Origin of the sequence: Sphingomonas sp. LHG3443-2 (assembly GCF_049896405.1) — a bacterium.
GTDB lineage: Bacteria > Pseudomonadota > Alphaproteobacteria > Sphingomonadales > Sphingomonadaceae > Sphingomicrobium.
Map to the genome: position 1 here is coordinate 1,721,159 of NZ_JAFCUG010000001.1, position 24,772 is coordinate 1,745,930.

The following is a 24,772-nucleotide window of genomic DNA, read 5'->3' on the forward strand; positions in this document are numbered from 1 at the left end:
TTGTCGTCGTCTGCCACAGGTCAGCCCCGAACGGGCGCTGGGGGCGGCGGGGGCGGGGCGGGGCCGTAGCGGACGTCGCCGGGTCGCTCTTCGACCGCCACCGGCGGCACCGTGCCCAGGTAATCGCGCACCAAGGTATCGATCGACGGCTCCTCCAGCGGGCGGACGCGGAGCTGGTCGTTGCGAATGGTGCCGTAGCGCTGGGCGGTGATCCGGCGTGCGTCGGCGGCGCTGCGGATGATGGTTGGACGGATGAACACCATCAGGTTGGTCTTGGCCTTGGACCGGCTCTTGGAGCGGAACAGGTTGCCGACCAGCGGAATGTCGCCGAGCACCGGGATCTTCTCGATCGTGCGCCGCTCATTCTCGTCGAGAAGGCCGCCGATCGCGAGGATCTCGCCGTCGTCGACAGTCAGCACCGTCTTGAACTCACGCTTGTTGATGATGAGGTCGGCCGAGCCGGTCGCCACCGGACCGGCAATGCTGGACACTTCCTGGCGGAGGAACAGCTTGATCGAGCCTGATGAATTGACCTGCGGCTTGACGTCGAGCTGGATGCCGACGTTCTGCCGCTGGACGGTGCGGAAGGCATTGTCGAAATTGGTGCTGAGCCGCTCGCCGGTGGTGACCGGGACTTCCTGCCCGACCAGCAGCTTCGCTTCCTGATTGTCGAGCGTCATGATCGACGGCGTGGACAGGATGTTGCTCTGCGTGTCGGATTTCACCGCATTGAGGATGGCGCCGAACACCGCATTCTTGCCGATGTCGATCAGGCCGCCGGCAAAGCCGCCCGTCGCCTGCAGAACCGATTGCACCGCGGCGTCGGTGATGCCGTCGCCAAGCGGCCGGTCAACGGTGGTAGTGACGGTGCCGTCGGTGCTGGTCGTGGTGGTGCGGCCAAGCTGGTAATTGGCGATCGCGCCGCCGACCGTCAGGATGTTGGGGACTGCGTTGGAATAATTGGTCGCCAGGAAAGGCGCGTTCTGCCCGGCGAGCAGGAACTGGACGCCAAGGCGCTTGGCCGCGAGGTCGCCGATCTCGACGATGATGGCTTCCACCAGCACCTGCTCGCGGCGGGTGTCGAGCTGGCGGATCACTTCGCCCAGCTGGCGCTGCACGTCGGCGCTGGCGGCGACCACGATGGCGTTGGTCCCAGGATAGCGCGCGACCACCGCCGGGCCGCGGCGGGCGATGCCGTTGTTCTGCTCGCCGCTGCTGCTGGTCTGCACCGGCGCTGGTGGCGGCGTTGCTGGACCGGCACCGGTGCCTTCGCCTTCCTGGCTGCGGATAAACGAGGGAGCGCTCGTGCCTTGCGTCACCGGCTGGCCAAGCAGTTGCTGGAGCACGGGGAGGAGCTGCTCGGCATCGGCATGTTCGAGCCAGTAGACGCGAATGTCGGCGTTGGCGGCCGAGCGCGCGTCGAGATCGCGGGCGACGGCTGCCAAGCGAGCGACCGCGCCGGGTTCGCCGCTGAAGGCGAGCGCATTGCTGCTGTCCACCGCCGAGACGGAGGCACCGCTATTCTGCCCCGCGAGTGCCGACAAAGAGGTCGCGATCTCCCGCGCGCCGGCGTTGCGGAGATAGACGATCTGGTTGGTCTGGCTCTGCCTGTCGATGCTTCCGATCAGCTGCCGGATGCGCGCGATGTTGTCGGCGAAATCCACCACGATCAGGCTGTTGGCGTTGCGGTTGGCAGTCACCGTGCCCGACGCGCTGACCAGCGGGCGGAGCGTTTCCACCGCTTGCGGAGCCTCGATGTTGCGCAGGCGGAAGATCTCGGTGACGACCTGATTGCGCGAAGCGTTGCGGCTGCCGATGCGGGTCGGCTGGGTGGCGGCGCCTTCGACCGGCTGGATGCGGTAGCCCCCGCGAATGGGAATGGCGACGAGCCCGTTGGCGCGCAGCGTCGACAGGAACACCTCGAAATATTCGCTGCGGCTCAGCGACTGGCGGGTGGTGACGCTGACCTTCTGATTGACCCGGCCGTCGACCACGAGGGTCAGGCCGGTGGTCTTGGCGACGTCGGAGGCGAGCGCGCGGACGTCAACGTCGCGCAGGTTCAGCGCATATTGCGCCGGGGCGGGGACGGCGACGAACAGCAGCGCGCCGGCGCAAAGGGCGGTGAACGGCTTCATGGATTTCCTTCGAGCGTCAGCGCGACCGGCACCGTTCCCGCGCCGCGCTCAACGGTGAGCGACAGGCGGGCGCCGGGGCTGAGCTGCGATTGCAGGGCGGCGGGGTCGGTCAAGGGCTGGCCGTTGACCTGCGTGATGATGTCGCCTTCGCGAAGGCCGGTGCGCGACAACACGGAAGGATTGCCGGTCGCGCTGACGAGAAAGCCGTTGATGCGCCCGGCGACCACGCGCGGCGCAAGCGCGACATTGTTGCGGATGGCGGCCGGAGTGAGCGCGACGCCCGAGCCTGCCGCTAACGGTGCAGAGGCCGCGGCGACCGGCGGATCGGCGCCTTCCATTACAAGCCGTTGTTCCGAACCATTGCCGCCGACCAGCACGAAGTCGAACCCGACCGAAAGCAGGCGGACGCCCGGCGCGATCTCGTCGCCGATCGCATAGCTTGTCTGCACGCCGTCGGCGCCGGCGATGATCGCCGACCCAGGCGCGCCGCCGAAGGACATGCGGGTTCCGAACAGGGTAAAGCCGGTCGCTGCTGGCGCGGGCGCCGCGGCGCTGGCCTGTGCTTGCGCGGTGGCAAAGGGGTCGAAGGTCGAGAACAGAGCCAGCTGGGCGGTTGCAGGGATGACCGGAGGGGCGGGCGGTAACCAGCGTCCAACCGGACCCAAGGGGGTTAGCAGGATCCAGATCAGCCGCGCGGCCTGGATCGCCACCAACGCGAGCAGAACGGCTTTCAGCCAGAAGTAGACGTCACGCGGCAGCAATTGCCGCGCGGCCACTGCCCGCTGAATGATCATCGTCCGCCGCATTCAGGCGCGTCCCTCTCCCGCGAGATGTCCCTGGATAGGCAATGTTTCGGATCAATGACAGTATCTTCGCAAGGGGGTTGCCTTCGGATGCGTTGCCGAGCCGGTGCCGCGGGCTTATGCTGGCGAGGCTCACTTTATGTCTCGCTTGACGCTCCTGACCTCGGCGCTGGCCGTGCTCGCCCTTGGTGGTGGAGCGATTGGCTATGCTGCGACGAGCGAAGCGGCAGACGAGGTGACGGCGGCTGATCTTCCCCTTCCTGTGCGCGCGCCCGAGCGGCCTGATTTGCCGCGGCCCGACCGCATCGTCGGTGTTGACCCGCAGCGCGGCGTTGCGGTGGCCTTGCTGGCTTCAGGCGTCGGCGGGCTGGACGCAGCACTGGCGAGCGAAGCAGCCGGCGACGTGGGCGGGCGTGCCGACCTTTGGCTCGGCGCCAGCGTCGGACGCGATGCCCGTGCGCTGGAGCGGCTTGCCATTCGGGTGAGTTCGGGCCGGACCATCCTTGTCGAGCGCCAGGGTGACGGCTTTCGCCGCCGCGACATCGTCGAGCCGGTGGACATGACTCCCGTCCGCATCCGCCTCGACGGCGGCGCGGGACTGGCTGCAGGCCTGGTTGAAGCCGGGTTGCCGCGCGAAACCCGTGACGCGGTGCTGGACCAACTGCGCGGGACGAGGCCGGAAGCGATCGACCTCATCGTGGCGCATGAGGGCAGCGCCTCGGTCCAGCACTATGGTGCGCCGCTCTATCTCGGCGCTTACCTTGGCGGCGGCGAGGTGCGTCGCTGGATCGGCGAGGGTGGACAGCTGCACCCGCTCGGCAGGGAAGAGGCTGCTGCTGACGCAGGATTGTTGCGCCCGCTTCCCGGGCGGGTCACCTCCAATCCGGGCCTGCGCTTTCATCCGATCCTTCGCTTCCTGCGCTGGCATAGCGGCACCGACTTCGCCTCGCCCGCCGGGACACCGGTGCAAGCCGCGGCGGAAGGGCGGGTGGTCGAAGCCGGATGGCGGGGCGGCTACGGGCGCACGGTGCGCTTGCTCCACCGCGACGGCAGCACGACGTTTTATGCGCATCTTGCGGCGATGGACGTGACCGCCGGCGAGGAGGTCGCGCGCGGCGCCGTGATCGGTCAGGTGGGTGCGTCAGGGCTTGCGACCGGACCGCATCTGCATTTCGAATGGCGCCGCGGCGGACAGACGTTGCAGCCGCATTTCACTGCCGCGGTCCCCGCGCGAACGGCAACTACCCCGGCGCAGCAGGCGGGCTTGCGAGCGCTGCTATCGGCACCCTTCCGCTTGCCGACTGATCGGCGTTCTTAAGGCTCCGCCGGTTGGGCCACGACTTACCTGATTGCGGTTGCACAGGGTTGCAAGTCGCGTAGAGTAAGTGTGCTCGGCTAACTCATTGTCGTGCGTTTCCTTTCTTTTTGTTCTCCTCTTGTTCTCAAGGAACGAAGAGTGTACATCCCGTCCGTAATGGGGCTTACGCCTTAACTGTGGACGAAGGGACGAGCGCATGGCAACGCAGCTGAAGGTCGTTGGAATGGGCGGGGAAGCAATGAGCGTGGATAGGCAAAAAGCGCTGGATGCGGCGCTGGCGCAAATTGATCGGGCGTTCGGCAAGGGCTCGGCGATGAAGCTGGGCAGCCGCGAAAAGATGGAGGTCGAGGTGATCTCGACCGGCAGCCTCGGACTGGACATCGCGCTGGGCGTCGGCGGCTTGCCGCGCGGCCGCGTGATCGAGATCTACGGGCCGGAAAGCTCGGGCAAGACGACGCTGGCGCTACACACCATCGCCGAAGCGCAGAAGAATGGCGGCACCGCGGCGTTCGTGGACGCCGAACATGCGCTCGATCCGGTTTATGCCAAGAAGCTGGGCGTCAACATCGACGAACTGATCGTGTCGCAGCCCGACACGGGTGAGCAGGCGCTGGAGATCGTCGATACGTTGGTGCGTTCGAATGCGATCGACGTGCTGGTCGTCGATTCGGTCGCTGCGCTGGTTCCCCGGGCCGAGATCGAGGGCGAGATGGGCGACAGCCACGTCGGCCTCCAAGCCCGTTTGATGAGCCAGTCGCTGCGCAAGCTGACCGGCTCGATCAGCCGCTCGCGTTGTATGGTGATCTTCATCAACCAGCTGCGCATGAAGATCGGCGTCATGTACGGCAATCCGGAGACGACGACCGGCGGCAATGCGCTGAAGTTCTATGCCTCGGTCCGCCTCGACATCCGCCGCACCGGGCAGATCAAGGATCGGGACGATATCGTCGGCAACACCACCCGCGTGAAGGTCGTGAAGAACAAGGTCGCCCCGCCGTTCAAGCAGGTCGAATTCGACATCATGTACGGCGAGGGCGTCAGCAAGGTCGGCGAGATCCTCGACCTTGGCGTCAAGGCTGGCGTGGTCGAGAAGTCGGGTGCGTGGTTCAGCTACGACAGCATTCGCATCGGTCAGGGTCGTGAAAACTCCAAGACCTACCTCAAGGAAAATCCCGATGTGATGGCCCGGCTCGAAAACGCCATTCGCCGCGGCAAGGACCAGATCGGCGACGCGCTGATGGTCGGCCCGGGAGCGGACGACGACGCCTGATCAGGCGATCCCGCTTCGGTCCACAGGGGTGCGGACCGACTGACGGCAGGCTTGAAGCGTTGGTTTGAGGACGAGGGTCGGCAGGTTCCTGATGGGAGCGTGCCGGCCCTTTTTCCACGTGTGGGCGTCACCTGAACGATCGCCGAGGGCCACGGTAGGCAGGGTTCAGGAGCGGCGCGGCAGAGATGTGGAACCTGCTGCCGAAGCCTTCCGTTTCGGATGTGGAACCTTGCCGAAGGATTTGCCCATGCGCCTGTTGCTGTCATCTGTTGCTCTTGCTGCCTGCCTCGTTGCGGCTCCCGGCTCTGCCCAGGTCGCGCCGCAGACCAGCATTGCAGAGATGGCGAGCACGCCGCTGGTCAAGCTGCAGATCGCCGAAAACCTCCGCACTCCGCCCGACGAAGCGAGCATCCAGGTCGGCACCCAGAGCCGCGCCCCGACCGCGGTTGCGGCAACCGCCGCGAACAAGGAGAAGACCGAGCGGCTGCTCGCCACCATTCGCCGCGCCGGTCTTCGCGAACGCGACATCCAGACCCAGGGCATTCAGCTCCAGCCCGAATATGACTATGTGCAGGATCCCGGCGCGCGTAGCGGCCGGCAGGTGTTCCGCGGCTATCTTGCCAGCAACACGATCCAGCTCAAGACCCGCGACATTCCCAAGCTTACCGCGCTGCTCGATACGCTGACCGCGGCAGGTGCGGACAGCGTCTACGGGCCGAACTTCTCGATCAGCGATCCCACCTTGCTGCGCCGGGAGGCCCGCGTGCGCGCCCTTGCCCGCGGCATGGCAGAAGCCATGGAATATGCCCGCAGCAGCGGCTTCACGCGGGTCACTTTGCTTTCGGTGGAGGAGGGCACGAGCTACCGCGGGACCGATGTCGTGGTGACCGGGAGCCGGGTCAACCGCGCGGAGATGGCGCCGCCTCCGCCGCCTCCGGCGATCGCTCAGAGCAGCGATGCGCTAGTCGCGCCGGGCCAGCACGAGACGGGCGTGGTGCTGAACCTCATCTACCGGATGGAGCGTTGAGAGGCGTCAAACCATAGGGAGCAAGCATGGCCGACCAGGACAGCGCGGCGGTGGCAGAGGTCATCAATCCTGCCACTGGCGCGAAGGGGAAGCACTATCCCCTGAACTCGCTCGACGAGGCGCTGAAGGCGGCCGAGCGCGCTCATGCGGCGCAGCGGGACTGGCGCAGGACAAGCTTCGCCGATCGCGCGGCGGTGATCGGCAAGGCGGCCGAGCTGCTTCGCGCACGCGCTGATGACTATGCGGGGCTGATGACGGAAGAGATGGGCAAGACCGTCACGGACGGCCGCGCCGAGATCGAGAAGTGCGCCGCGCATTGCGACTGGTTCGCCGAACATGCCGAGCGCTATCTGGCGGACCAGCCGATCGACGTGGACGGGGCAGGGGACGTGTTCGTCACCTTCAATCCGCTTGGCGTCGTGCTGGCGGTGATGCCTTGGAATTTCCCCTTCTGGCAGGTGATCCGCTTTGCCGCACCGGCGTTGATGGCCGGCAATGGCGCGGTGCTGAAACATGCCAGCAACGTCCCCGGCTGCGCGCTGGCGATCGAGCAAGTGCTGCGCGACGCTGGCCTGCCGGACGGCGTGTTCCGGACGCTCTTGTTGCCAAGCAAGGACGTCGCCAAGCTGATCGAGAGCCCACACATCGCCGCCGTCTCGCTGACCGGCAGCGTCGCGGCGGGGAAAAGTGTCGCGGCGGCGGCTGGCGGCGTGCTCAAGAAATGCGTGCTCGAGCTTGGCGGGTCAGATGCCTACCTCATCCTCGACGACGCAGACGCCGGTGCGGCGGCCAAGATCTCTGCAAGGGCGCGGATGGTGAACGGAGGGCAGAGCTGCATCGCCGGCAAGCGGTTCATCGTCCTCGATTCGGTCAAGCAGCAATTCGAGGAAGCGCTGGTCGACGCCATGCGCGGCTTTGCGATAGGTGATCCGACCGAAGCGGCGACCAAGCTCGGCCCGATGCAGAGCGTGGCAGCGCGCGACGAGGTCCACGAGCAGGTCGAGGCAAGCATCGCCAAGGGCGCGAAGCTTCTGCTCGGCGGGGAAGTGCCGGACAAGGCTGGGGCATGGTATCCCGCGACGGTGCTGACCGACGTTGACGCCGGGCAGCCCGCGCATGACGAGGAAATCTTCGGCCCCGTTGCGGCGATCATCTCGGCAAAGGATGAGGCGGACGCCATCCGCATTGCCAACGACAGCGAATTCGGCCTTGGCTCGGGCGTGCTGACCGGCGACATCGACCGCGGCTGCCTTATCGCCCGCGACGAGCTCGACGCGGGGATGAGCTTCGTTAACGAGAACGTCCGCTCCGACCCGCGCATGCCCTTCGGCGGGGTCAAGCATTCGGGCTACGGCCGCGAATGTGCAGACTACGGCATCCGTGAGTTCGTCAACGTGAAGACGGTGCTGGTGAAGCCGCTGCAAGTCTCCGACGGCAGCAGGGTCGAGTAGATCGTCTATGTCCGAGTTGGCTAGAAAGCGGACGTTTGCGCCTCGTCCTTAGAAAGCGGACTCCGGCCTTCATCAATCTATAAAACCGTGCATTCTCTCAACTCAAAGGCACCGCTTAGCCCGACCCTGTGGATGGCTTCGGCGCAACGATTGCTTATGAAGAGCTTGTTATTGACGGTCTCCTCAATCCAGAGATCGGGGCCCGCCAACGCCTCCGCGCTTACGGCTATTTCGCCGTCCTTGAACCAGCCATTGATAGCCCAGAATTGGTGACCGCTGTTCTTGTCGACCCCCAATTTCCGGACATTCTGGCTACGCTCTGAATTGAACGTGTTCTTCTGGTTCCCGATGCTGAGAACGAAGAACTCTTCTTGCAGCGGTGTGATGCGATCGGTCGCGTAAATGGTGAAGGGAATTAGCCCGCCATTCCCCAGGTCGATCCCCGCTAATTCTTTGGCAAATTCGCCTTTAACGGCAAGAAACGGCCCGACATAGAAGATTTCGCGTTGCTTCTTAAATCGCCCTGGATCGAAGACGGCTTCGGCTTCAGGAAAGTCTTCGCGGTTCAAGGCAAACCCGCACCGATAGCGCCGCAATGCTGAGTAGACCTCATCAGGCTCAACGGGAATATCGAACGATGCTGGGTTCCAGTCATCCCCGAAGAACTTGCTATGGGTTCCCTGCTTGAAGCCAATTTCGATGTTAACGAAGATGCTGCTTACCCAGACTCTATCGCCCACCAAGCAACTCCCTGCATATTGTTTTCGGCATTGGCAGCCGCGAAATCTGTTCGCTGCTTATTCCCGTGGTTTGCGCGAAGACTAGGCGTTCAGCCTTAACGTCCGCATTGGGTCGAAAGCGGACTTAGAGGCACGCTTCCAGATACGGCTGATCGAACCCGTATTGCTTGGCCTTTTCGAGCGTGTAGGGGCGCAAGCCCATGGCGCGATACTCGCCGATGATCTTGCCGTCGGCGGTTTCGTCCAGATACTCGAACTTGAACAGTTCCTGGGTGACGATGACCTCGCCCTCCATCCCGATCACCTCGGTGATGTTGGTGGTGCGGCGCGAGCCGTCGCGGAGACGCTTCACCTGCACGATGAGATCGACCGAATCCGCAATTTGGCGGCTGATCGCATCCTTCGGAATCTTGATGTCGCCCATCATCACCATGTTCTCCATACGCGCGAGGCATTCGCGCGGGGAGTTGGAGTGGAGCGTCGCCATCGAGCCGTCGTGACCCGTGTTCATCGCGGCCAGAAGATCGAAACACTCCTGGCCACGGATTTCGCCGAGGATGATCCGGTCGGGACGCATACGCAGGGCGTTGATGACGAGGTCGCGGATAGTGATCGCGCCCTGGCCTTCAAGGTTGGGCGGACGGGTTTCAAGCGGCAGCCAGTGCGGCTGCTGCAGGCGAAGTTCGGCCGCGTCTTCGATGGTGATCACGCGCTCGCCCGGGTCGATCATCTTCGACAGCGCGTTCAGCATCGTCGTCTTGCCCGAACCGGTACCGCCCGAGATGACGATGTTCATTCGCGCCGCGCCGGCGATCTTGAGGCAGGTCGCCATCTTCTCGCTCATCGACCCGAACCCGCGCATCATGTCGAGCGTGATCGGCTTTTCCGAGAACTTACGGATGGAGATGGCGGTGCCCTTGAGGCTCAAGGGCGGGATGATGACGTTGACGCGGCTGCCGTCCTGAAGGCGGGCGTCGGCAAGCGGTGTGGTCTGGTCGACGCGGCGGCCGACCTTGTTCACGATCCGCTGCGCGATCTGAAACAGATGTTCTTCGTCGCGAAACTGGACCTGGGCAAGCTGGAGCTTGCCTTTCTTTTCGATGAAGGTCTGGTCTGGGCCGTTGACCATGATGTCGCTGACCGCCGGGTCGGCAAGCAGTTCTTCGAGCGGCCCGAGACCGAGCAGTTCGTCGACCAGCACCTTTTCCAGCGCGAACTGCTCACGGCGGTTGAGGTTGATCTTGAGCTCGCCCAGCACCTCGGAGATGATCGGGCGAAATTCCTCGGCCAGCTCGTCCTTGGTCAAGGTGGCGGCGGCTTCCGGGTCGACCCGCTCGAGCAGACGCGGAAGCACCTGTTCCTTGATCCGGTGGACCGATGCCTCGAACCCTTCCTGCTTGGACGAGCCGGCATCGGAGCTGGCATTCATGCGGGAATTGAGGCGGTCCATCGCGCCGCCGGGCTCGACGGCTGCAGCGGGGGCAATTGCCGGTTCTTCGATCGGCGGGAACTGCTCTCCGCCGCCAGGTGAGCCGGCCGCGCCGCCCTTCATGGGGCGGGCGACGCCAAAGCTCGGGCGTCCGCCGCCACGCTTGCCGAATGCGCTCATGCCCGTGCTGTCCCGTTTCTTATCCGCGAAAGTTCAGCGTGGTTGATGCCACGCAAACTTTGCCAAAAAGCTAATCGGGTCAGCCAGTCCTTAACTATGAGGGGGCGGCGGACTGCTCCGCCCCTACCCGTGCGATCAGGCCTCGGCGCTCTCGGCAAGGATGGTGAGGCCGCTGTCGCCGACTTCGGCAAAGCCGCCCGAGACGCGGATGCGCTCCGGCGTGCCGTTGGCGGTGCGGTAGACACTGAGTTCGCCGTCGCGCAGCGTGGTCATAAAGGGCGCATGGCCGGCCATCACGCCGAACTCACCCTCGGTGCCGGGGACGACGACCATGTGGACGTCGTCGCTCATCATCTGGCGCTCGGGGGTGACGAGGGTGAAGTGAAGGTCTGCCATCTTGCCTTACCGATAGGCCCTCGGCGCAGCGCGCCGGGGGCAGGGGGGGGCCCGTTCAAAATCCAAGCAGCGGAGCGGCCCTCACCCTTCCGCTGCCCGTTCAGCGCTTACGCGTCGGCGGCCAGCTTCTCGGCCTTGGCCACCGCCTCGTCGATGCCGCCGACCATGTAGAAGGCGTTCTCGGGAAGGTGGTCGTATTCGCCGTTCACCACCGCCTTGAAGCTGCGCACGGTGTCTTCGACCTGCACGAATTTGCCGGGGATGCCGGTGAACACTTCGGCGACGTGGAACGGCTGGCTGAGGAAGCGCTGGATCTTGCGGGCGCGGCTGACGACCAGCTTATCCTCTTCCGACAGTTCATCCATGCCGAGAATGGCGATGATGTCCTGCAGGCTCTTGTACTTCTGGAGCACTTCCTGGACCGCACGGGCGGTTTCGTAATGCTCCTGGCCGACGACCGACGGGGTCAGAACGCGGCTAACCGAGTCGAGCGGATCGACCGCCGGGTAGATGCCGAGCTCCGAAATGGCGCGCGACAGGGTGGTGGTCGCGTCCAAGTGGGCGAAGCTGGTCGCCGGGGCCGGATCGGTAAGATCGTCCGCGGGAACGTAGATCGCCTGCACCGAGGTGATCGAGCCCTTGTTGGTCGAGGTGATGCGCTCCTGCAGTGCGCCCATGTCGGTCGACAGGGTCGGCTGATAGCCCACGGCCGACGGAATACGGCCGAGAAGCGCCGACACTTCCGAACCAGCCTGGGTGAAGCGGAAGATGTTGTCGACGAAGAACAGCACGTCCTGGCCTTCGACGTCGCGGAAATATTCGGCCTGGGTCAGACCCGACAGGGCGACCCGGGCGCGCGCTCCCGGCGGCTCGTTCATCTGGCCGAACACGAGCGCCACCTTGGAGCCTTCGCTGGTCGGGTTGCCGTCCGCGTCGCTGGCGATGACGCCCGCTTCGAGGAACTCGTGATAAAGGTCGTTGCCCTCGCGGGTACGCTCGCCGACGCCGGCGAAGACCGACACGCCGCCGTGGCCCTTGGCGATGTTGTTGATCAGCTCCTGGATGAGCACGGTCTTGCCGACGCCGGCGCCGCCGAACAGGCCGATCTTGCCGCCCTTGGCGTAGGGAGCGAGAAGGTCGATGACCTTGATGCCGGTGACCAGAATGGCCGCTTCGGTCGACTGGTCGACGAACAAAGGAGCTTCGGCGTGGATCGGCGATGACAGGTCGCTGCCAATTGGCCCGCGCTCGTCGATCGGCTCGCCGATGACGTTCATGATGCGGCCGAGGGTCTTGGGACCGACGGGAACGCGAATCTGCGAGCCGGTGGCGCGGACCGACTGGCCGCGGGTGAGACCATCGGTCGCGTCCATGGCAATGGTGCGGACCATGTTCTCGCCGAGGTGCTGGGCGACCTCGAGAACTAGGCGGTTGCCGTTGTTGTCGGTTTCAAGCGCCGAGAGGATGGCCGGAAGCTCGCCGTCGAACGCGACGTCGACGACGGCGCCGATCACCTGCGCCACGCGGCCGGTGAGGTTGGAGGTGCTGCCCTGCGGGGCGAGAATGTTGTCGGCGGCGGTGGCCATGGCTGTCTTCCTTGCCTTGTCGTGTCTGTTTAAAGCGCTTCGGCGCCGGAGATGATCTCGACCAGCTCGGTCGTGATCGCTGCCTGGCGCTGGCGGTTGTACTGGATGGAGAGGCGATTGATCATGTCGCCGGCATTGCGGGTCGCATTGTCCATCGCGGTCATCTGGCTGCCGTAGAAACCGGCCTGGTTCTCCAGCATAGCGCGGTAGATCTGCACCGCGACGTTGCGCGGCAGGAGATCCGCCAGGATCGCTTCCTCGTCCGGCTCATATTCGACCGCGGCCGAGGCGGCGGGGACACCGGCGTCGTTGGCGGCGCGCGGCTTGACCGGGATGATCTGGTCGATCGTTGGTTCCTGCGCGAGGACCGAGCGGAAGTTCGAATAGGCGAGGTGCGCGACGTCGAACTCGCCCGCTTCGAAGCGGCGGGTGACTTCCGCCGCGACGGCCTGCGCGTCGGCGTAGGTCGGGTTCTTCATCTCGCTGGTGTCGTACTGGCCGACGATCTTGTTCGCGCCGAAGAAGCGGGTCAGCACCGGACGGCTCTTGCGGCCGACGACGAAGAAGCTGACGTCCTTGCCCTGCGCGGTCAGCTCTTCAGCTTGGCGGCGGACGGCGCGAACGATGTTGGTGTTGAACGCACCGGCAAGACCACGATCGCTGGATGCGACCACGATCAGATGGCGCTGGTCCGAGCCGGTGCCTGCGATCAGGCGCGGCGACTGCGGGCCGACGGTGATCCGGCTGGCGAGGCTGGCGACGACATCGCTCAGGCGCTGCGAATAGGGACGGCCCTGCTCGGCATTGCTCTGCGCACGGCGAAGCTTCGCCGCGGCGACCATCTTCATCGCCTTGGTGATCTTCTGCGTCGACTTGACCGAGCCGATGCGGAGCTTGAGGGCTTTAAGCGATGCCATCTTCGTTCCTCTACCCCTCCCGCAACGGGGAGGGGATTAAGCTTCAGGCGAACTGCTTGCCGAACTCGCCAAGCGCGCTCTTGAGCGACGCGGCGGTCTCATCGTCCAGCGCCTTGGTGTCGCGGATCTTGGCCAGGATCTCCGGCTTGTCCGAACGCATGTAGCTGAGCAGCGCGGCTTCGTAGCGGGTCACGTCGTTGGTGGGGACGTTATCGATGAAGCCCTGGGTGCCGGCGAAGATCGAAACCACCTGCTCTTCGATCGGCATCGGCTGGAACTGGCCCTGCTTCAGAAGCTCGGTCAGGCGCGCACCGCGGGCCAACAGCTTCTGGGTCGAGGCGTCGAGATCCGAACCGAACTGCGCGAAGGCAGCCATCTCACGATACTGGGCGAGCTCCAGCTTGATCGAGCCGGCGACCTTCTTCATCGCCTTGGTCTGCGCGGCCGAGCCGACGCGGCTGACCGAAAGGCCGACGTTGATGGCCGGACGGACGCCCTGATAGAACAGATCGGTCTCGAGGAAGATCTGGCCATCGGTGATCGAGATGACGTTGGTCGGAATGTAGGCCGACACGTCGCCCGCCTGCGTCTCAATGACCGGAAGGGCCGTCAGCGAGCCATTGCCGTTGGCGTCGTTCATCTTGGCGGCGCGCTCGAGAAGCCGGCTGTGGAGATAGAAGACGTCGCCCGGATAGGCTTCGCGGCCCGGCGGACGACGCAGCAGAAGCGACATCTGGCGATAGGCGACGGCCTGCTTCGACAGATCGTCATAAACGATCACGGCGTGCATGCCGTTGTCACGGAAATACTCGCCCATCGCGCAGCCGGTGTAGGGCGCGAGGAACTGCAGCGGGGCCGGCTCCGAGGCGGTGGCGGCGACAACGATGGAATATTCCATCGCGCCATTCTCTTCGAGCGCGCGGACGATCTGCGCGACCGTGGAGCGCTTCTGCCCCACCGCGACGTAGATGCAGTAGAGCTTCTCGTTCTCGTTATCGCCCTGATGTGCGGCCTTCTGGTTGATGAAGGTGTCGAGCGCGACGGCGGTCTTGCCGGTCTGGCGGTCGCCGATGATCAGCTCGCGCTGGCCGCGACCGACGGGGACGAGGGCGTCGAGCGCCTTGAGGCCGGTCTGCATCGGCTCGTGCACCGACTTGCGCGGGATGATGCCCGGCGCCTTCACTTCGACGCGGCTGCGCTTTTCGGCGACGATCGGGCCCTTGCCATCGATCGGGTTGCCGAGCGCGTCGACGACGCGGCCGAGCAGGCCCTTGCCGACGGGGACGTCGACGATGGTGCCGGTGCGCTTGGCGGTCGAGCCTTCCGAGATGTTCGAGTCCGACCCGAAGATCACGACGCCGACGTTGTCGGCTTCGAGGTTCAGGGCCATGCCCTTGGTGCCGTTCTCGAATTCGACCATCTCGCCGGCCTGGACGTTGTCGAGGCCGTGGATGCGGGCGATGCCGTCGCCGACCGACAGCACCTGGCCTACTTCGGAGACCTGCGCGTCGGCGTCGAAGTTCGCTATCTGATCGCGGATGACGCGGGAGATTTCAGCGGCGCGGATGTCCATGTTCAGCCTTTCATAGCCGTAGCTAGAGTATTGAGTTTGGTGCGGATCGAGGCGTCGATCATCTGGCTTCCGAGCCGGACAACGATGCCTCCAAGGATGGCGGGATCGACGCGGGCGTCGATACGGATGTCACGCCCGACGCGCGCGCCGAGCTGGGTCTTCAAAGCGGCGATCTGGTTGTCATCAAGCGGACGGGCCGAGGTGACCTCGGCGGTGGTCTCGCCGCGATGCTCGGCAGCCAGCGACCCGAAGATGCGGATCACGTCGTATAGCTGACGCAGGCGGCCGTTCTTGGCCAGCACCGCCAGGAAGCGGGTGGTCAGCGGATCGAGGCCGAGCGAGGGGGCCACGGCGCCCAGCGCCTTCCCGGCCGCTTCGCGCGAGACCAGCGGGCTCGAGACCAGGCCCTGCAGCTCACGCGATTCGGCAAGGCCGGCCTTCAGCTTGTCGAGGCTCTGCCCGACGCTATCGATCTGGCGTTCGTCACGGGCAAGGTCGAACAGCGCAGACGCATAGCGTCCCGCTAAGCTGGCCCGAATGCCGCCGGAAGTCTCCACGCGCCCAAAGCTCCGTCAAAGATATGCAAAGCGGGGCGTTTTCGACCTTGCGATCGATCGCCCCTGCTGGATTGCCGCGCCCCTAGCAGCGGGGTCGGGACGATGCAAGGCGAGTCACAGGTCGAGGCGGAGGAAACGGGTGAAATCGCTGGCCGGATAGCCGCCGAACGGCTCGCTCGAGCGGAAGCCGGCACGCTCGTACAGGCGCAAGGCCGCGGCAAAGTCGGGCGTGGTGCCGGTTTCGAGCAGAAGACTCCGGTAGCCGCGGGCGCGGGCTTCGGTGGTGAGGGCGGCGAGGATCGCCCGGCCGACGCCCTGGCCTAGCGCTTCGGGAGCGGTCCGCATCGACTTTACCTCGCCGTCTCCGTCGCCGAGCGCTTTCAGCGCACCGAAGCCGAGCAGGCGATCGCCGTCGCGCGCGGTGAAGAAGGTGATCGACGGGCGGGCGAGGGCGGAGCCTGGCAGCACGTGGCACGCTTCGGGCGGCGAGTGGGCGTGCATGGCGGTGACGTGAAGCGCGAGCAGCGCCTGGACGTCCGGTTTGTCGAGCTCGCCTCGAGTGATGGTGATCGGCATCGCGCTGCACATAATTGCACCTGCCCAATGCGGCGAGGTGAAGGTTTGACCGCAAGAAGCGGGACGCGTGCCGAAGTGGCGAGCGGTATCGTGCACGGCATGACCTACCGCATCACCGGGCTCGATCCCACTCACTTTGCTCCATTGTTCGAGTTGTCCGAGGACGTGTTGGCGAGGCGCAGCATCGTACGAATGGCCGTCACCACTTGCCCCGGGTCTCCGTGCCGGGTCAGCCTGGACGATGTTGGGGTGGGCGGGACGGTGCTGCTACTCAACCACCGAAGCATTCCCGCCGGTCCTTATGCCGCGACGCACGCCATCTTCGTCAGCCACGGGGCGGTGCAGGGGGAGTTCGAAGACGAGATTCCGCCCGCGCTCGAGCGCCGCTTGCTATCGCTGCGGGCGTTCGATGGGGCGGAGATGATGATCGATGCGGCGATGGCGGCGCCGGGCGACGCGGATGCGATGATCCTGCGCCTGTTCGAGAATGATGCGGTGGAGTACATCCATGCGCATAATGCGACCCGCGGCTGCATCGCCGCGGCGGTGGAGCGAGCAACATGATCAGCGAAGAGGAGGCCTGGGACGCTTTCGAACGGCGCGACCGCTCGGCCGACGAGCGCTTCGTGGTCGCCGTCACCACCACGCGCATCTACTGCCGCCCGTCCTGCCCCGCGCGGCGGCCGCGGCGCGAGCATGTGCGGTTCTTTGGCCAAGGTAGTGAGGCGGTGGCGGCTGGCTATCGCTCGTGCCTTCGTTGCAGGCCCGATGAAGCGGCGCGCGACAAACAGGCCGTGGCTCGGGCGCTGACCCTGTTGCGGCAAGCAGAAGCGCCGCTCAGGCTGGAGACGCTGGCTACGGCCGTCGGCTATGCGCCGCATCATTTCCAACGTCTGTTCACGCGCGAGGTCGGCGTGTCTCCCGCGGCCTGGCAGCGGGCGCGGCGGCTCAGGCAGGCTGACCAACGATTGAGCGAGGGCGCCAGCGTTGCCGAGGCCATGTATGACGCAGGCTATAGTGCGCCGAGCCGCTTCTACGAGGATGCAAAAGTGCTTGGCATGGCGCCGGCCAACGCGCGGAAAGGCGGACAAGGGACGATCATCCATTGGGCGAAGGTCGACAGTCCGTTCGGTCCCTTGCTGATCGCAGCAACCGAGCGTGGGCTGTGCCGGGTCAGTTTCGACGAGGGAGTGGACGCCTTGCGCAGGCGCTACCCGGCGGCCGAGCTGGTCGAGAACGATGGCGCGCCGCTGATCGTCGCCGCGCGAGCCGCCATCGACGACCCGGCGCTTGCGGCCTCGTTGCCGACCGACGTATCGGGAACCGCGTTCCAGCAGCGCGTCTGGGCGGAGCTTCGCCGCATCCCGCCGGGCGAAACACGCTCCTATCTCGATATCGCAAGGGTGCTGGGCGATCCCAATGCCACCCGCGCGGTTGGGACGGCGAATGGTGCCAACCCGATTGCGATCATCGTTCCATGCCACCGCGTGGTGCGGAACGACGGAACGCTTGGTGGATATGCGGGCGGGCTGGAGCGGAAGAAGGATCTTCTCGCCGTCGAAACAAAGCAGAGCCAAGGATCGTTGCTCTGACGTCTTGAAAACGCGGCTTCCATTTCTTGAGTTGACCAATCGCGCACTCGCCAAAGTGCCGCGGGTTACGCTTGATCCGGGCGAGATCGAGGCATTCGTATTGAAGCGGAGCGGCGCAACACGGATCGAGGGTGAGCACTGGCGGCCGTGGTTCGCGCTCCTTGCTGAAGAGCTGGAGCGCAGTGCGGCATTGAACCCGCTTGGCCGCATCATCGCCAATGGACAGCTGGTTGGGCTGCTGATCGCAAGGGTGCGGGCGGAGCGCCTGCTGGCTCGATATCCGGAGATCATGGCTCAACGCATCGAGCGGCCGATCATCATCATGGGGCCGATGCGATCTGGCTCGACCCGGGTGCAGCGATTGCTCGCCTGTGATCCGCGGTTCAACTGGACGCGTCTTCACGAGAGCCTGTTTCCGGTGCCCTATGGAGAGGCTGGCGGCAGGCGGCGCTGGGCCGGGGCGGCGGTGCATCGGCTGCTGCGGACCCTCAACCCGGCGGTGCAACGCATCCATCCCTCGGGCGCGATGCAGCCGGACGAGGAATTCGGCCACTTATCTTTCGCCATGACCAGCGCGCAGGCGGCGGTGCAATGGCATGTGCCGGGGCTGGTCGCGGCTGAGCGGCAGCGCGATTGGTCGCCGGTCGTGGCGGAGCTTGCAATGCTGTTGCGGCTTAACGCCTGGGCGCGTGGTGAGCGGCCGGGCCGCCGCTGGGTGCTGAAGTGCCCGGCCTATGGCGACATGGCCGATGCCTTGTTCGACGCCTTTCCCGATGCCAGCGTGATCCACCTCAGCCGCGATCCGGTGAAAGTGGTCGCCTCCAGCGCCAGTCTGGTCTTCGAGCAGCGCCGCATTCACAGCGAGGCCGTAACTCGTGAGGCCATTGGTGCCGAGTGGTTCACGCGCACCCTTGAGCGACAGCGACAGCAGGGCGCGGCGCGTCGCGGCCATCCGCAGGTGGCCGCCCTCGACCTGTTCTATGATGAGGTGTCGAGCGACTGGCGAACGGCTATGCAGAAGGTCTATCGGTTCATTGGCGAGCCGCTGACCGCCGAGGCGCTGCGCGGGATGGAGCGCTATCTTGCCGGAGCGCGCGATCATCGCGGCCATTGCTACGATGCGCACGACTTCGGGCTCGACGAGCATGAGATCAGGCGCGCCTTTGCTCAGACGCCCGCCGCGTCATTGCGCAGTGCGCCTGCTTACGCCGCGGCTCATTCGTAAGGGCTGCCGGCCACTGCCTTGGCCCAGCCCGGGGCAGCCGGTTCGATCGAGTCGAGGAATCGCCGTGCTTGCGCCCGCACGTCTTCCTTCGTGTCCGGTCCGAAGCGGTCCCACGTCGCATAAGGCTGCCATAGCCGCCGATTGCCACGCAGCTTCTTCTCGTTGCGGTCGAGGAAGTCCCAGTAGAGCGCATTGAAGGGGCAGGCATCCTCGCCGACGCGCTTCTTCACGTTGTAGCGGCAGCCTTTGCAATAGTTGCTCATCCGATTGATGTAGGCGCCCGAGCCCGCATAGGGCTTGGTCCCGAGCCGCCCGCCATCGGCGAACTGGCTCATCCCAAGCACGTTGGGATGCTCTACCCACTCGTAGGCGTCGGCGTAGACCACCAGATACCAGTCGGCGACTTGGGCGGGATCGATGCCCGCCAGCATGGCGAAATTGCCGAGCACCATCAGCCGCTGGATGTGGTGGGCATAGGCATTGTCCCGCGTGTTGCGGACGCTGTCGGCGCAGCAGGCCATGTCGGTGGCGCCCGTCCAGTAGAAGTCCGGCAGGTCGCGCCTGTTCTCGAAGAAGTTGACCTCCGAAAGCCCCGGCATCTCCAGCCAGTACATGCCGCGGATATATTCTCGCCAGCCGATCATCTGGCGGATGAAGCCTTCGGCGGCGTTAAGCGGGACTTCGCCCCGGCGATGGGCGGCTTCGGCTGCCTGGCAGACCTCCAGCGCCGTCAGCAACCCGCAATTGAGGCTGGTCGACAGGCGGGAATGATAAAGGAAGTCGGCACCTTCCAGCATCGCATCCTGGTAGGTGCCGAAGCGGGGCAGGCGTTCGGAGATGAAATCGGCAAGGAGTGTGCGAGCCTCCGCGGCGGTGACAGGCAAGGCGAAGCTGTCGAGGGTGCCGAAGTGATGGCGGAATCGGCCCTCGACCAGCGCGATGACCTCGCGGGTGATCTCGTCGGGTGGGAAGCGTTGAGGTTCGCGCAGCGGCCGAGCCTTGGGCGGCGGTGCGCGATTGTCCTTGTCATAGTTCCATTGGCCACCGGTGGGTGTGCCGTCCGGCTCCATCAGCAAGCCGGTGCGGCGGCGTTGCTGGCGGTAGAAGCTTTCCATCACCAGCTCGCGCCGGCTTGCGGCCCAGGCGAAGAAGTCGGGGAGGGGGCAGATGAAGCGGTCGTCGGCGAGGATCTCGACCGACAGTCCGAAGCGTTCGGACCAGCCCTCGATCGCCTTCTGGACGCGCCACTCGCCGGCTTCGACGATGCGGATGGCGGTGGGCCGGTGCCGCTCCACCGCCCGGGCGACCTCGCCGGTAAAACTGCCGCTATTCTCAGGGTCGTCCAGGCGAACATAGTCGACCCGCCAGCCGTCGGCCCGGAGTTCCTCGGCAAAATGGCGCATGGCCGACAGGATCAGGACGATCTTCGCCTTGTGGTGGCGAACGTAGGTGGTTTCCTCCGCCACCTCCATCAGCAGCAGCCGGGCCGCGGCCTTGTCGATCCCGCGCAGGGAGGCGAGACCGTGGGTGAGCTGGTCGCCGAGGATGGGGATGAGGAGCATGACGCAGGGCTAGACGGATAGAGCCCGTGGATGGATGCCGGCCTTGGTCCATTGACGGTATCGGCAAGTTAACCGGCCGCCCAAACACAACATCTCGTCAGAACACAGCTTCGTTCTGGCGCTAACGCGGCAATGGCTACTCCCGGTTAAGACATTGTCGGGCAAGGATCATCCCGATGCTTTCCCGAATCTCGGCCGGAATGGCCCTGTCACTCCTCGTCACCGCCGCTCCCGCGTTCGCCCAGTCGTGGGAAGCGCAGGCGCTGTCGCTGCACAATCGTGAGCGCGCCGCGTTCCGGGTGGCGCCGCTCGCCTGGGACTTCGGGTTGGCAGGCGCTGCCGACGTTTATGCGAGCGAACTCGCGCGGACTGGGCGCTGGGGGCACAGCCCCAAGGCGACGCGGCCAGGGCAGGGCGAGAATTTGTGGATGGGAACGGCCGGCGCTTACCAGATCAACGACATGGTCGGCGGCTGGATCGGCGAGCGGCGGTGGTTCCGCCCCGGCGTGTTCCCGGCGGTCAGCACGACCGGCAACTGGATCGACGTCGGCCATTACACGCAAATGGTATCGAGCCGCACGACGCGCGTCGGCTGCGCGGTGCGGACCGGCGGGGGATGGACCTATCTCGTCTGCCGCTACTCGCCCTCGGGCAATGTCGACGGAAGGGCGATGCCCTAGTCGTCGGTCCGGCCGCGGCGGGTCTGGTAATCGATCAGGATCGCTGCCAGCGCGCCTGGTGCATCGCCGCCCTGCATCTTCTGCATCGCCTGGAGCAGCATCGGACGCTTCTCGACCTCAAGATGCGGGTTGGCGATGATCGGTGCAAAGGCGCGCAGCGCATCCGGGAGCTCGCCATCGGTGAGGTGCTGGCGAACGACGTGGAAGCGCAGATTGACGTCATGCGGCATCAGGACGTGGGCGTAGTAGAGCCCTTTCACCGCGTCGGCGGTAGGTTTCTGCCGGGCAGCGAGGAAGCTTTGGTAGAAGAGGAACAGAGGCTCGGCATTTTCCGTGTCGGCGCGATTGGCCTGGATCAGCCAACGACGCACTTCGCCCCAGTTCGCGGTGCCGCCCTTGGCCCTCGCCTCTTCCAGCAGCGCGCGGCCTTTGATGATCATGGCGCCGATATGCTTCGGGTTGCTGGCGAGCGCGCGGTCGGCCGCGGCAATTGCCGGCCCGGTCCGGCGGGCATCCAATTCGACTTCGGCAAGCACTGCCTGAACCGCAGGATCGGTCGGATAGCGTTCGGCGACGCCACGCGCCTGCTCGGAAACGGATGCCATGTCTTGCGGTCGGAGGCCGCGGTCCACGCGGATGCGAACCGGCATGATCGCTGCCTCGCCGGCACCTAGCGTCCGGATCTCTACCGTCGGCCCGGCGCCGGCCGGCACTTGCAGCGCCGGAAATTTCTTGGTCGCATACCGGTCGATTTCGCGGTCGAGCTGCTTCAGGTCACCGAAAGAGGCCTCGGCCGCCTGCCGGGCCGGAACGCCGCGCGCCAGCCCCTGGACATAACGATCAAGCTGGCCGCGCCTTGCGGGGTTGAAAGCGAGATAGTGGGTCAGCAGCCAGCCCTTGCCGTAGAGCGAACTACGGTCGAGGTCGCTGCGCGGCCGCGTGCCGGCAAGAAGGTCCCCGGCGCCGAAGCCCACGTCGCGAAGGATGGTTTGCGCACGGCCCTGCGGTGGATAGCCGATCTTCACGCTGCCGTCTGCCTCGACCACCGCCGTGCCGAAGAACTCGGCCGTACCTTCGACCAGCCAGGCGGCAAGCGGGCTATCGGGATCGGTCAGCATCAGGTGATGCGTATATTCGTGCTGCAGGAGATGGCTGGGGCCAAGTAAGCGGCCTGACTTATCGTCCCTGCTGCTGACAAAGGCCACTGCGCCGGACGCGCGCGGAATGTAGAAGCCGGCCGCGTTGGCCCGTGCCGGCAGCAGCCGTTGCACCGCGGCAACCGAGGGGAGGTCGAATATCGTCAGCCGCGCTCCATCGGTCAGCGCGGGATCGCCATAGCCTCGCACCTTGCGCACAGCGGCGTCGAAACGCTCCAGCTTCTCGGCATAGGTCTTGAGGTCTTCGGGACGCTGTTCCGAATAGATGATGAAGTGCTTGGTTCGGGCTTCGTGCCAGGCGGCAAGCGCTTGGGCGGCGGTCGAAAGCGACAAGGCAGCGGCAAGAATCACGCGACGAAACAACATCTTCACTCCTCCGCCAGCCCGCGGCTCGCCCGCAGCTTAAAGGAAAGAATAGGGGTCAACGTCAACCGCAACGCGCACCTTTGCGGACCATTCTATCTCCCCCAGCCAGTCGCGGATAACGTCCTGCACGTCGAGGCTGCGGCGGGCGTGGACCAGCAGGCGGAAGCGGTGGCGTCCGCGAAGCATGGCGAGGGGAGCGGGGGCGGGGCCATAGACCGCCATGCCGTCTACTTGCGGGGCCTTGCGGCCGATGCGGGCGGCGGCTTGCTCGGCCTCTCCCTTGTCTTCGGCGCTGACGACGATGGCGGCGAGGCGGCCAAACGGGGGCATGCCGGCTTCCTGCCGCGATTCGGTTTCGGCTGCGACGAACTGCTCGGTGTCGCCGCTGACGAGGGCGGCGATGACCGGGGCGTCGGGCTGATGGGTCTGGACCAGGACGCGGCCGGGCTTCCCGCCGCGACCGGCACGACCGGCGACCTGGCTGATCTGCTGAAAGGTCCGCTCCGCCGCGCGCAGATCGCCTCCGGCTAGGCCCAGATCAGCGTCGATCACGCCGACGAGCGTGAGATTGGGAAAGTGATAGCCCTTGGTGACGAGCTGGGTTCCGACCACGATGTCGATCTCGCCATCTTCCATCTGGCGGACGAATTCGGCGGCGCGAGCAGGGCTCCAGATGGTGTCGGAGGTGACGATGGCGGTGCGCGCGTCGGGGAACAGCGATTGTACCTCGTCGGCGATGCGCTCCACCCCCGGCCCGCAGGCGACGAGGCTGTCCTGGTCGCCGCATTCGGGGCAGGCGGCGGGCGGCGGGATGACGAGGCCGCAATGGTGGCAGGCGAGCCGGCGCATCAGCCGGTGTTCGACCATCCAGGCGGTGCAATTGGGGCATTGGAAGCGGTGCCCGCAGGTGCGGCATAGCGTCAGGGGCGCGAAGCCGCGGCGGTTGAGGAAGAGGAGGCTCTGCTCGCCTGCGGTAAGGTTGGCCTCAATTTCGCTGACCAGTTGCGGCGCAATCCAGCGCCCGCGTGGAGGTGGGTCAGCGGTGAGGTCGAGGGCGGTGAGGGTTGGTAATTGCGCCCCGGCATGACGCTCGCGAAGCTGCAATTCGCGGTAGCGGCCGGTCTCGACCATGTGTCGCGTTTCGAGCGCGGGCGTGGCGGAGGAGAGGATGACCGGAATGTCCTCGAACCGCGCCCGCATCACCGCCACGTCGCGGGCGTGATACTGGACCCCGTCCTCCTGCTTGAAACTCGCTTCATGGGCTTCGTCGACCACGATGAGGCCGAGGTTGGCATAAGGCAGGAACAGGGCGGAGCGGGCGCCGACCACCACCTTCGCTTCGCCGCTCGCGATTCCCCGCCAAGCGCGGCGCCGCTGGGACGAGCGGAGATCGCTGTGCCATGCGGTCGGCTCGCAGCCGAAGCGGGCGGCAAAGCGCTTGAGGAACGGCTGGGTGAGCGCGATTTCGGGCAGGAGGACGAGCACTTGCAGTCCCTTGCGGACGGCTTCTGCCACGGCTTCAAAATAGACTTCGGTCTTGCCCGAACCGGTGATGCCGTCGAGCAGCACCGGATCGAACCCGCCGCCAATCGCCGCGACCAGGCTGTCGGCGGCGGCCTGCTGGTCGTCGTTAAGGGTTGGTGGGGCGTGATCGGGATCGGGGCAGGTCAGCGGCTGATCGGCCTCGACCTGGATCCGTTCGAGCGCGCCGCTGTTCACCAGCCCGCGCAGAACGGCGTCGCTGACCTCGGCATGGGTGGCGAGTTCGCGGATCGTGCCCTGGCGGCCTTCGAGCCGGTCGAGGGCCTGCGTGCGCTGCGGGGTCAGGCGGTCGGGCCGCTCCCCCGTCAGGCGATATTCGGTGAGCTGGCGCGAGCCTTCCAGCGCCGAGGACGACGGCAGCACCATCCGCAGCACCGAGGCCAGCGGTGAAAGGTAATAGTCGGCGGTCCATTCGCACAGGCGGCGAAGCGGGGCGGGGATCGGTGGCACGTCGATCAGGCCGGCCAGCGGGCGGAGGCGATTGTCGCCGACTTCTTCACTCGGCAGTCGCTCAGCTTCCCACGCAACTCCGACCAATTGGCGCGGGCCCAAGGGCGCGACCACGACGCTGCCCGGCTCGACCGTCATGCCATCGGGGACGCGATAGTCGAGCGGGCCGAGAGCGGCGTTCAAAGTGACGATACGGGCGCGGGGAAGGGGCACCCGGGCGCTCTAGGCGAAAGGACCGGG

General features: G+C 65.7%; 21 protein-coding genes. 8 read left to right on the forward strand and 13 right to left on the reverse strand.

Features of this window, described 5'->3' with window-relative positions; translation table 11 throughout:
- Positions 1 to 20: 20 nt before the first annotated feature.
- Both gspD and ACP69Z_RS08630 read right to left on the reverse strand, forming a co-directional pair.
- The gene (gspD, locus tag ACP69Z_RS08625) at positions 21 to 2,135 is read right to left on the reverse strand and encodes a type II secretion system secretin GspD (protein WP_426267093.1); all 2,115 of its coding nucleotides are present in this window, start codon (positions 2,133 to 2,135) and stop codon (positions 21 to 23) included.
- Entirely contained in the window at positions 2,132 to 2,929 is a 798-nt protein-coding gene (locus tag ACP69Z_RS08630; protein WP_426267094.1) for a type II secretion system protein N, read from the reverse strand. The genes gspD and ACP69Z_RS08630 overlap by 4 nt, the downstream gene beginning before the upstream one ends.
- Before the next feature lie 148 nt (positions 2,930 to 3,077).
- On the opposite strand from ACP69Z_RS08630, the gene ACP69Z_RS08635 reads away from it, so the two are divergent.
- The 4 genes from ACP69Z_RS08635 (at position 3,078) to ACP69Z_RS08650 (ending at position 8,004) form a co-directional block, all read left to right on the forward strand.
- Positions 3,078 to 4,256 carry a M23 family metallopeptidase gene (locus ACP69Z_RS08635; protein ID WP_426267095.1) on the forward strand — a complete coding sequence of 393 codons (1,179 nt, stop codon included), beginning with the start codon at positions 3,078 to 3,080 and terminating at the stop codon, positions 4,254 to 4,256.
- 196 nt (positions 4,257 to 4,452) lie between these two features.
- Complete coding sequence (gene recA, locus ACP69Z_RS08640; protein ID WP_426267096.1) at positions 4,453 to 5,526, forward strand: recombinase RecA; 1,074 nt, start codon at positions 4,453 to 4,455, stop codon at positions 5,524 to 5,526.
- 247 nt (positions 5,527 to 5,773) lie between these two features.
- Positions 5,774 to 6,553 carry an SIMPL domain-containing protein gene (locus ACP69Z_RS08645; RefSeq protein ID WP_426267097.1) on the forward strand — a complete coding sequence of 260 codons (780 nt, stop codon included), beginning with the start codon at positions 5,774 to 5,776 and terminating at the stop codon, positions 6,551 to 6,553.
- Positions 6,554 to 6,579: 26 nt separating this feature from the next.
- Complete coding sequence (locus ACP69Z_RS08650; protein ID WP_426267098.1) at positions 6,580 to 8,004, forward strand: NAD-dependent succinate-semialdehyde dehydrogenase; 1,425 nt, start codon at positions 6,580 to 6,582, stop codon at positions 8,002 to 8,004.
- 77 nt (positions 8,005 to 8,081) lie between these two features.
- On the opposite strand, the gene ACP69Z_RS08655 is transcribed toward ACP69Z_RS08650, so the two are convergent.
- The 8 genes from ACP69Z_RS08655 to ACP69Z_RS08690 all read right to left on the reverse strand — a co-directional run bounded on the left by ACP69Z_RS08655 (position 8,082) and on the right by ACP69Z_RS08690 (position 15,958).
- Positions 8,082 to 8,744: a hypothetical protein gene (locus ACP69Z_RS08655; RefSeq protein ID WP_426267099.1), complete on the reverse strand. Its 663-nt coding sequence runs from the start codon at positions 8,742 to 8,744 to the stop codon at positions 8,082 to 8,084.
- Between the two features lie 124 nt (positions 8,745 to 8,868).
- Positions 8,869 to 10,353, reverse strand: a complete 1,485-nt coding sequence (locus ACP69Z_RS08660; RefSeq protein ID WP_426267100.1) for a CpaF family protein — start codon at positions 10,351 to 10,353, stop codon at positions 8,869 to 8,871.
- 135 nt (positions 10,354 to 10,488) lie between these two features.
- Positions 10,489 to 10,749, reverse strand: coding sequence for an ATP synthase F1 subunit epsilon (locus ACP69Z_RS08665; RefSeq protein WP_426267101.1), 261 nt, complete (start codon positions 10,747 to 10,749; stop codon positions 10,489 to 10,491).
- 107 nt (positions 10,750 to 10,856) lie between these two features.
- Positions 10,857 to 12,335, reverse strand: coding sequence for a F0F1 ATP synthase subunit beta (gene atpD / locus ACP69Z_RS08670; protein WP_426267102.1), 1,479 nt, complete (start codon positions 12,333 to 12,335; stop codon positions 10,857 to 10,859).
- A gap of 29 nt (positions 12,336 to 12,364) precedes the next feature.
- A complete protein-coding gene (locus ACP69Z_RS08675) occupies positions 12,365 to 13,252 on the reverse strand; it encodes a F0F1 ATP synthase subunit gamma (RefSeq protein WP_426267103.1) in 888 nt (295 codons plus the stop codon).
- Between the two features lie 43 nt (positions 13,253 to 13,295).
- A complete protein-coding gene (gene atpA / locus ACP69Z_RS08680; protein ID WP_426267104.1) occupies positions 13,296 to 14,825 on the reverse strand; it encodes a F0F1 ATP synthase subunit alpha in 1,530 nt (509 codons plus the stop codon).
- Positions 14,826 to 14,827: 2 nt separating this feature from the next.
- Positions 14,828 to 15,382: a F0F1 ATP synthase subunit delta gene (locus ACP69Z_RS08685; protein WP_426267105.1), complete on the reverse strand. Its 555-nt coding sequence runs from the start codon at positions 15,380 to 15,382 to the stop codon at positions 14,828 to 14,830.
- A gap of 114 nt (positions 15,383 to 15,496) precedes the next feature.
- The gene (locus ACP69Z_RS08690; RefSeq protein ID WP_426267106.1) at positions 15,497 to 15,958 is read right to left on the reverse strand and encodes a GNAT family N-acetyltransferase; all 462 of its coding nucleotides are present in this window, start codon (positions 15,956 to 15,958) and stop codon (positions 15,497 to 15,499) included.
- 45 nt (positions 15,959 to 16,003) lie between these two features.
- On the opposite strand from ACP69Z_RS08690, the gene ACP69Z_RS08695 reads away from it, so the two are divergent.
- From ACP69Z_RS08695 to ACP69Z_RS08705, 3 genes are read left to right on the forward strand one after another with little or no spacing between them, the layout of a single operon-like run.
- Complete coding sequence (locus ACP69Z_RS08695; RefSeq protein ID WP_426267107.1) at positions 16,004 to 16,522, forward strand: DUF1203 domain-containing protein; 519 nt, start codon at positions 16,004 to 16,006, stop codon at positions 16,520 to 16,522.
- Positions 16,519 to 17,550 (forward strand): bifunctional transcriptional activator/DNA repair enzyme AdaA, encoded by a 1,032-nt coding sequence (locus ACP69Z_RS08700; RefSeq protein ID WP_426267108.1) that lies wholly within the window; start codon positions 16,519 to 16,521, stop codon positions 17,548 to 17,550. Before ACP69Z_RS08695 ends, ACP69Z_RS08700 begins: the two co-directional genes overlap by 4 nt.
- A gap of 31 nt (positions 17,551 to 17,581) precedes the next feature.
- A complete protein-coding gene (locus ACP69Z_RS08705) occupies positions 17,582 to 18,775 on the forward strand; it encodes a sulfotransferase family protein (protein ID WP_426267109.1) in 1,194 nt (397 codons plus the stop codon).
- Here ACP69Z_RS08705 and ACP69Z_RS08710 read toward each other — a convergent pair.
- Positions 18,766 to 20,337, reverse strand: a complete 1,572-nt coding sequence (locus ACP69Z_RS08710; protein WP_426267110.1) for a cryptochrome/photolyase family protein — start codon at positions 20,335 to 20,337, stop codon at positions 18,766 to 18,768. The two genes, ACP69Z_RS08705 and ACP69Z_RS08710, sit on opposite strands and share 10 nt — an antisense overlap.
- 176 nt (positions 20,338 to 20,513) lie before the next feature.
- On the opposite strand from ACP69Z_RS08710, the gene ACP69Z_RS08715 reads away from it, so the two are divergent.
- Entirely contained in the window at positions 20,514 to 21,017 is a 504-nt protein-coding gene (locus ACP69Z_RS08715) for a CAP domain-containing protein (protein WP_426267111.1), read from the forward strand.
- Here the strand turns inward: ACP69Z_RS08715 and ACP69Z_RS08720 are convergent.
- On the reverse strand, positions 21,014 to 22,540 hold the full coding sequence (locus ACP69Z_RS08720; RefSeq protein WP_426267112.1) for a hypothetical protein: 1,527 nt from the start codon (positions 22,538 to 22,540) through the stop codon (positions 21,014 to 21,016). The two genes, ACP69Z_RS08715 and ACP69Z_RS08720, sit on opposite strands and share 4 nt — an antisense overlap.
- A 36-nt stretch (positions 22,541 to 22,576) precedes the next feature.
- A complete protein-coding gene (locus tag ACP69Z_RS08725; protein WP_426267113.1) occupies positions 22,577 to 24,745 on the reverse strand; it encodes a primosomal protein N' in 2,169 nt (722 codons plus the stop codon).
- Positions 24,746 to 24,772: the final 27 nt, after the last annotated feature.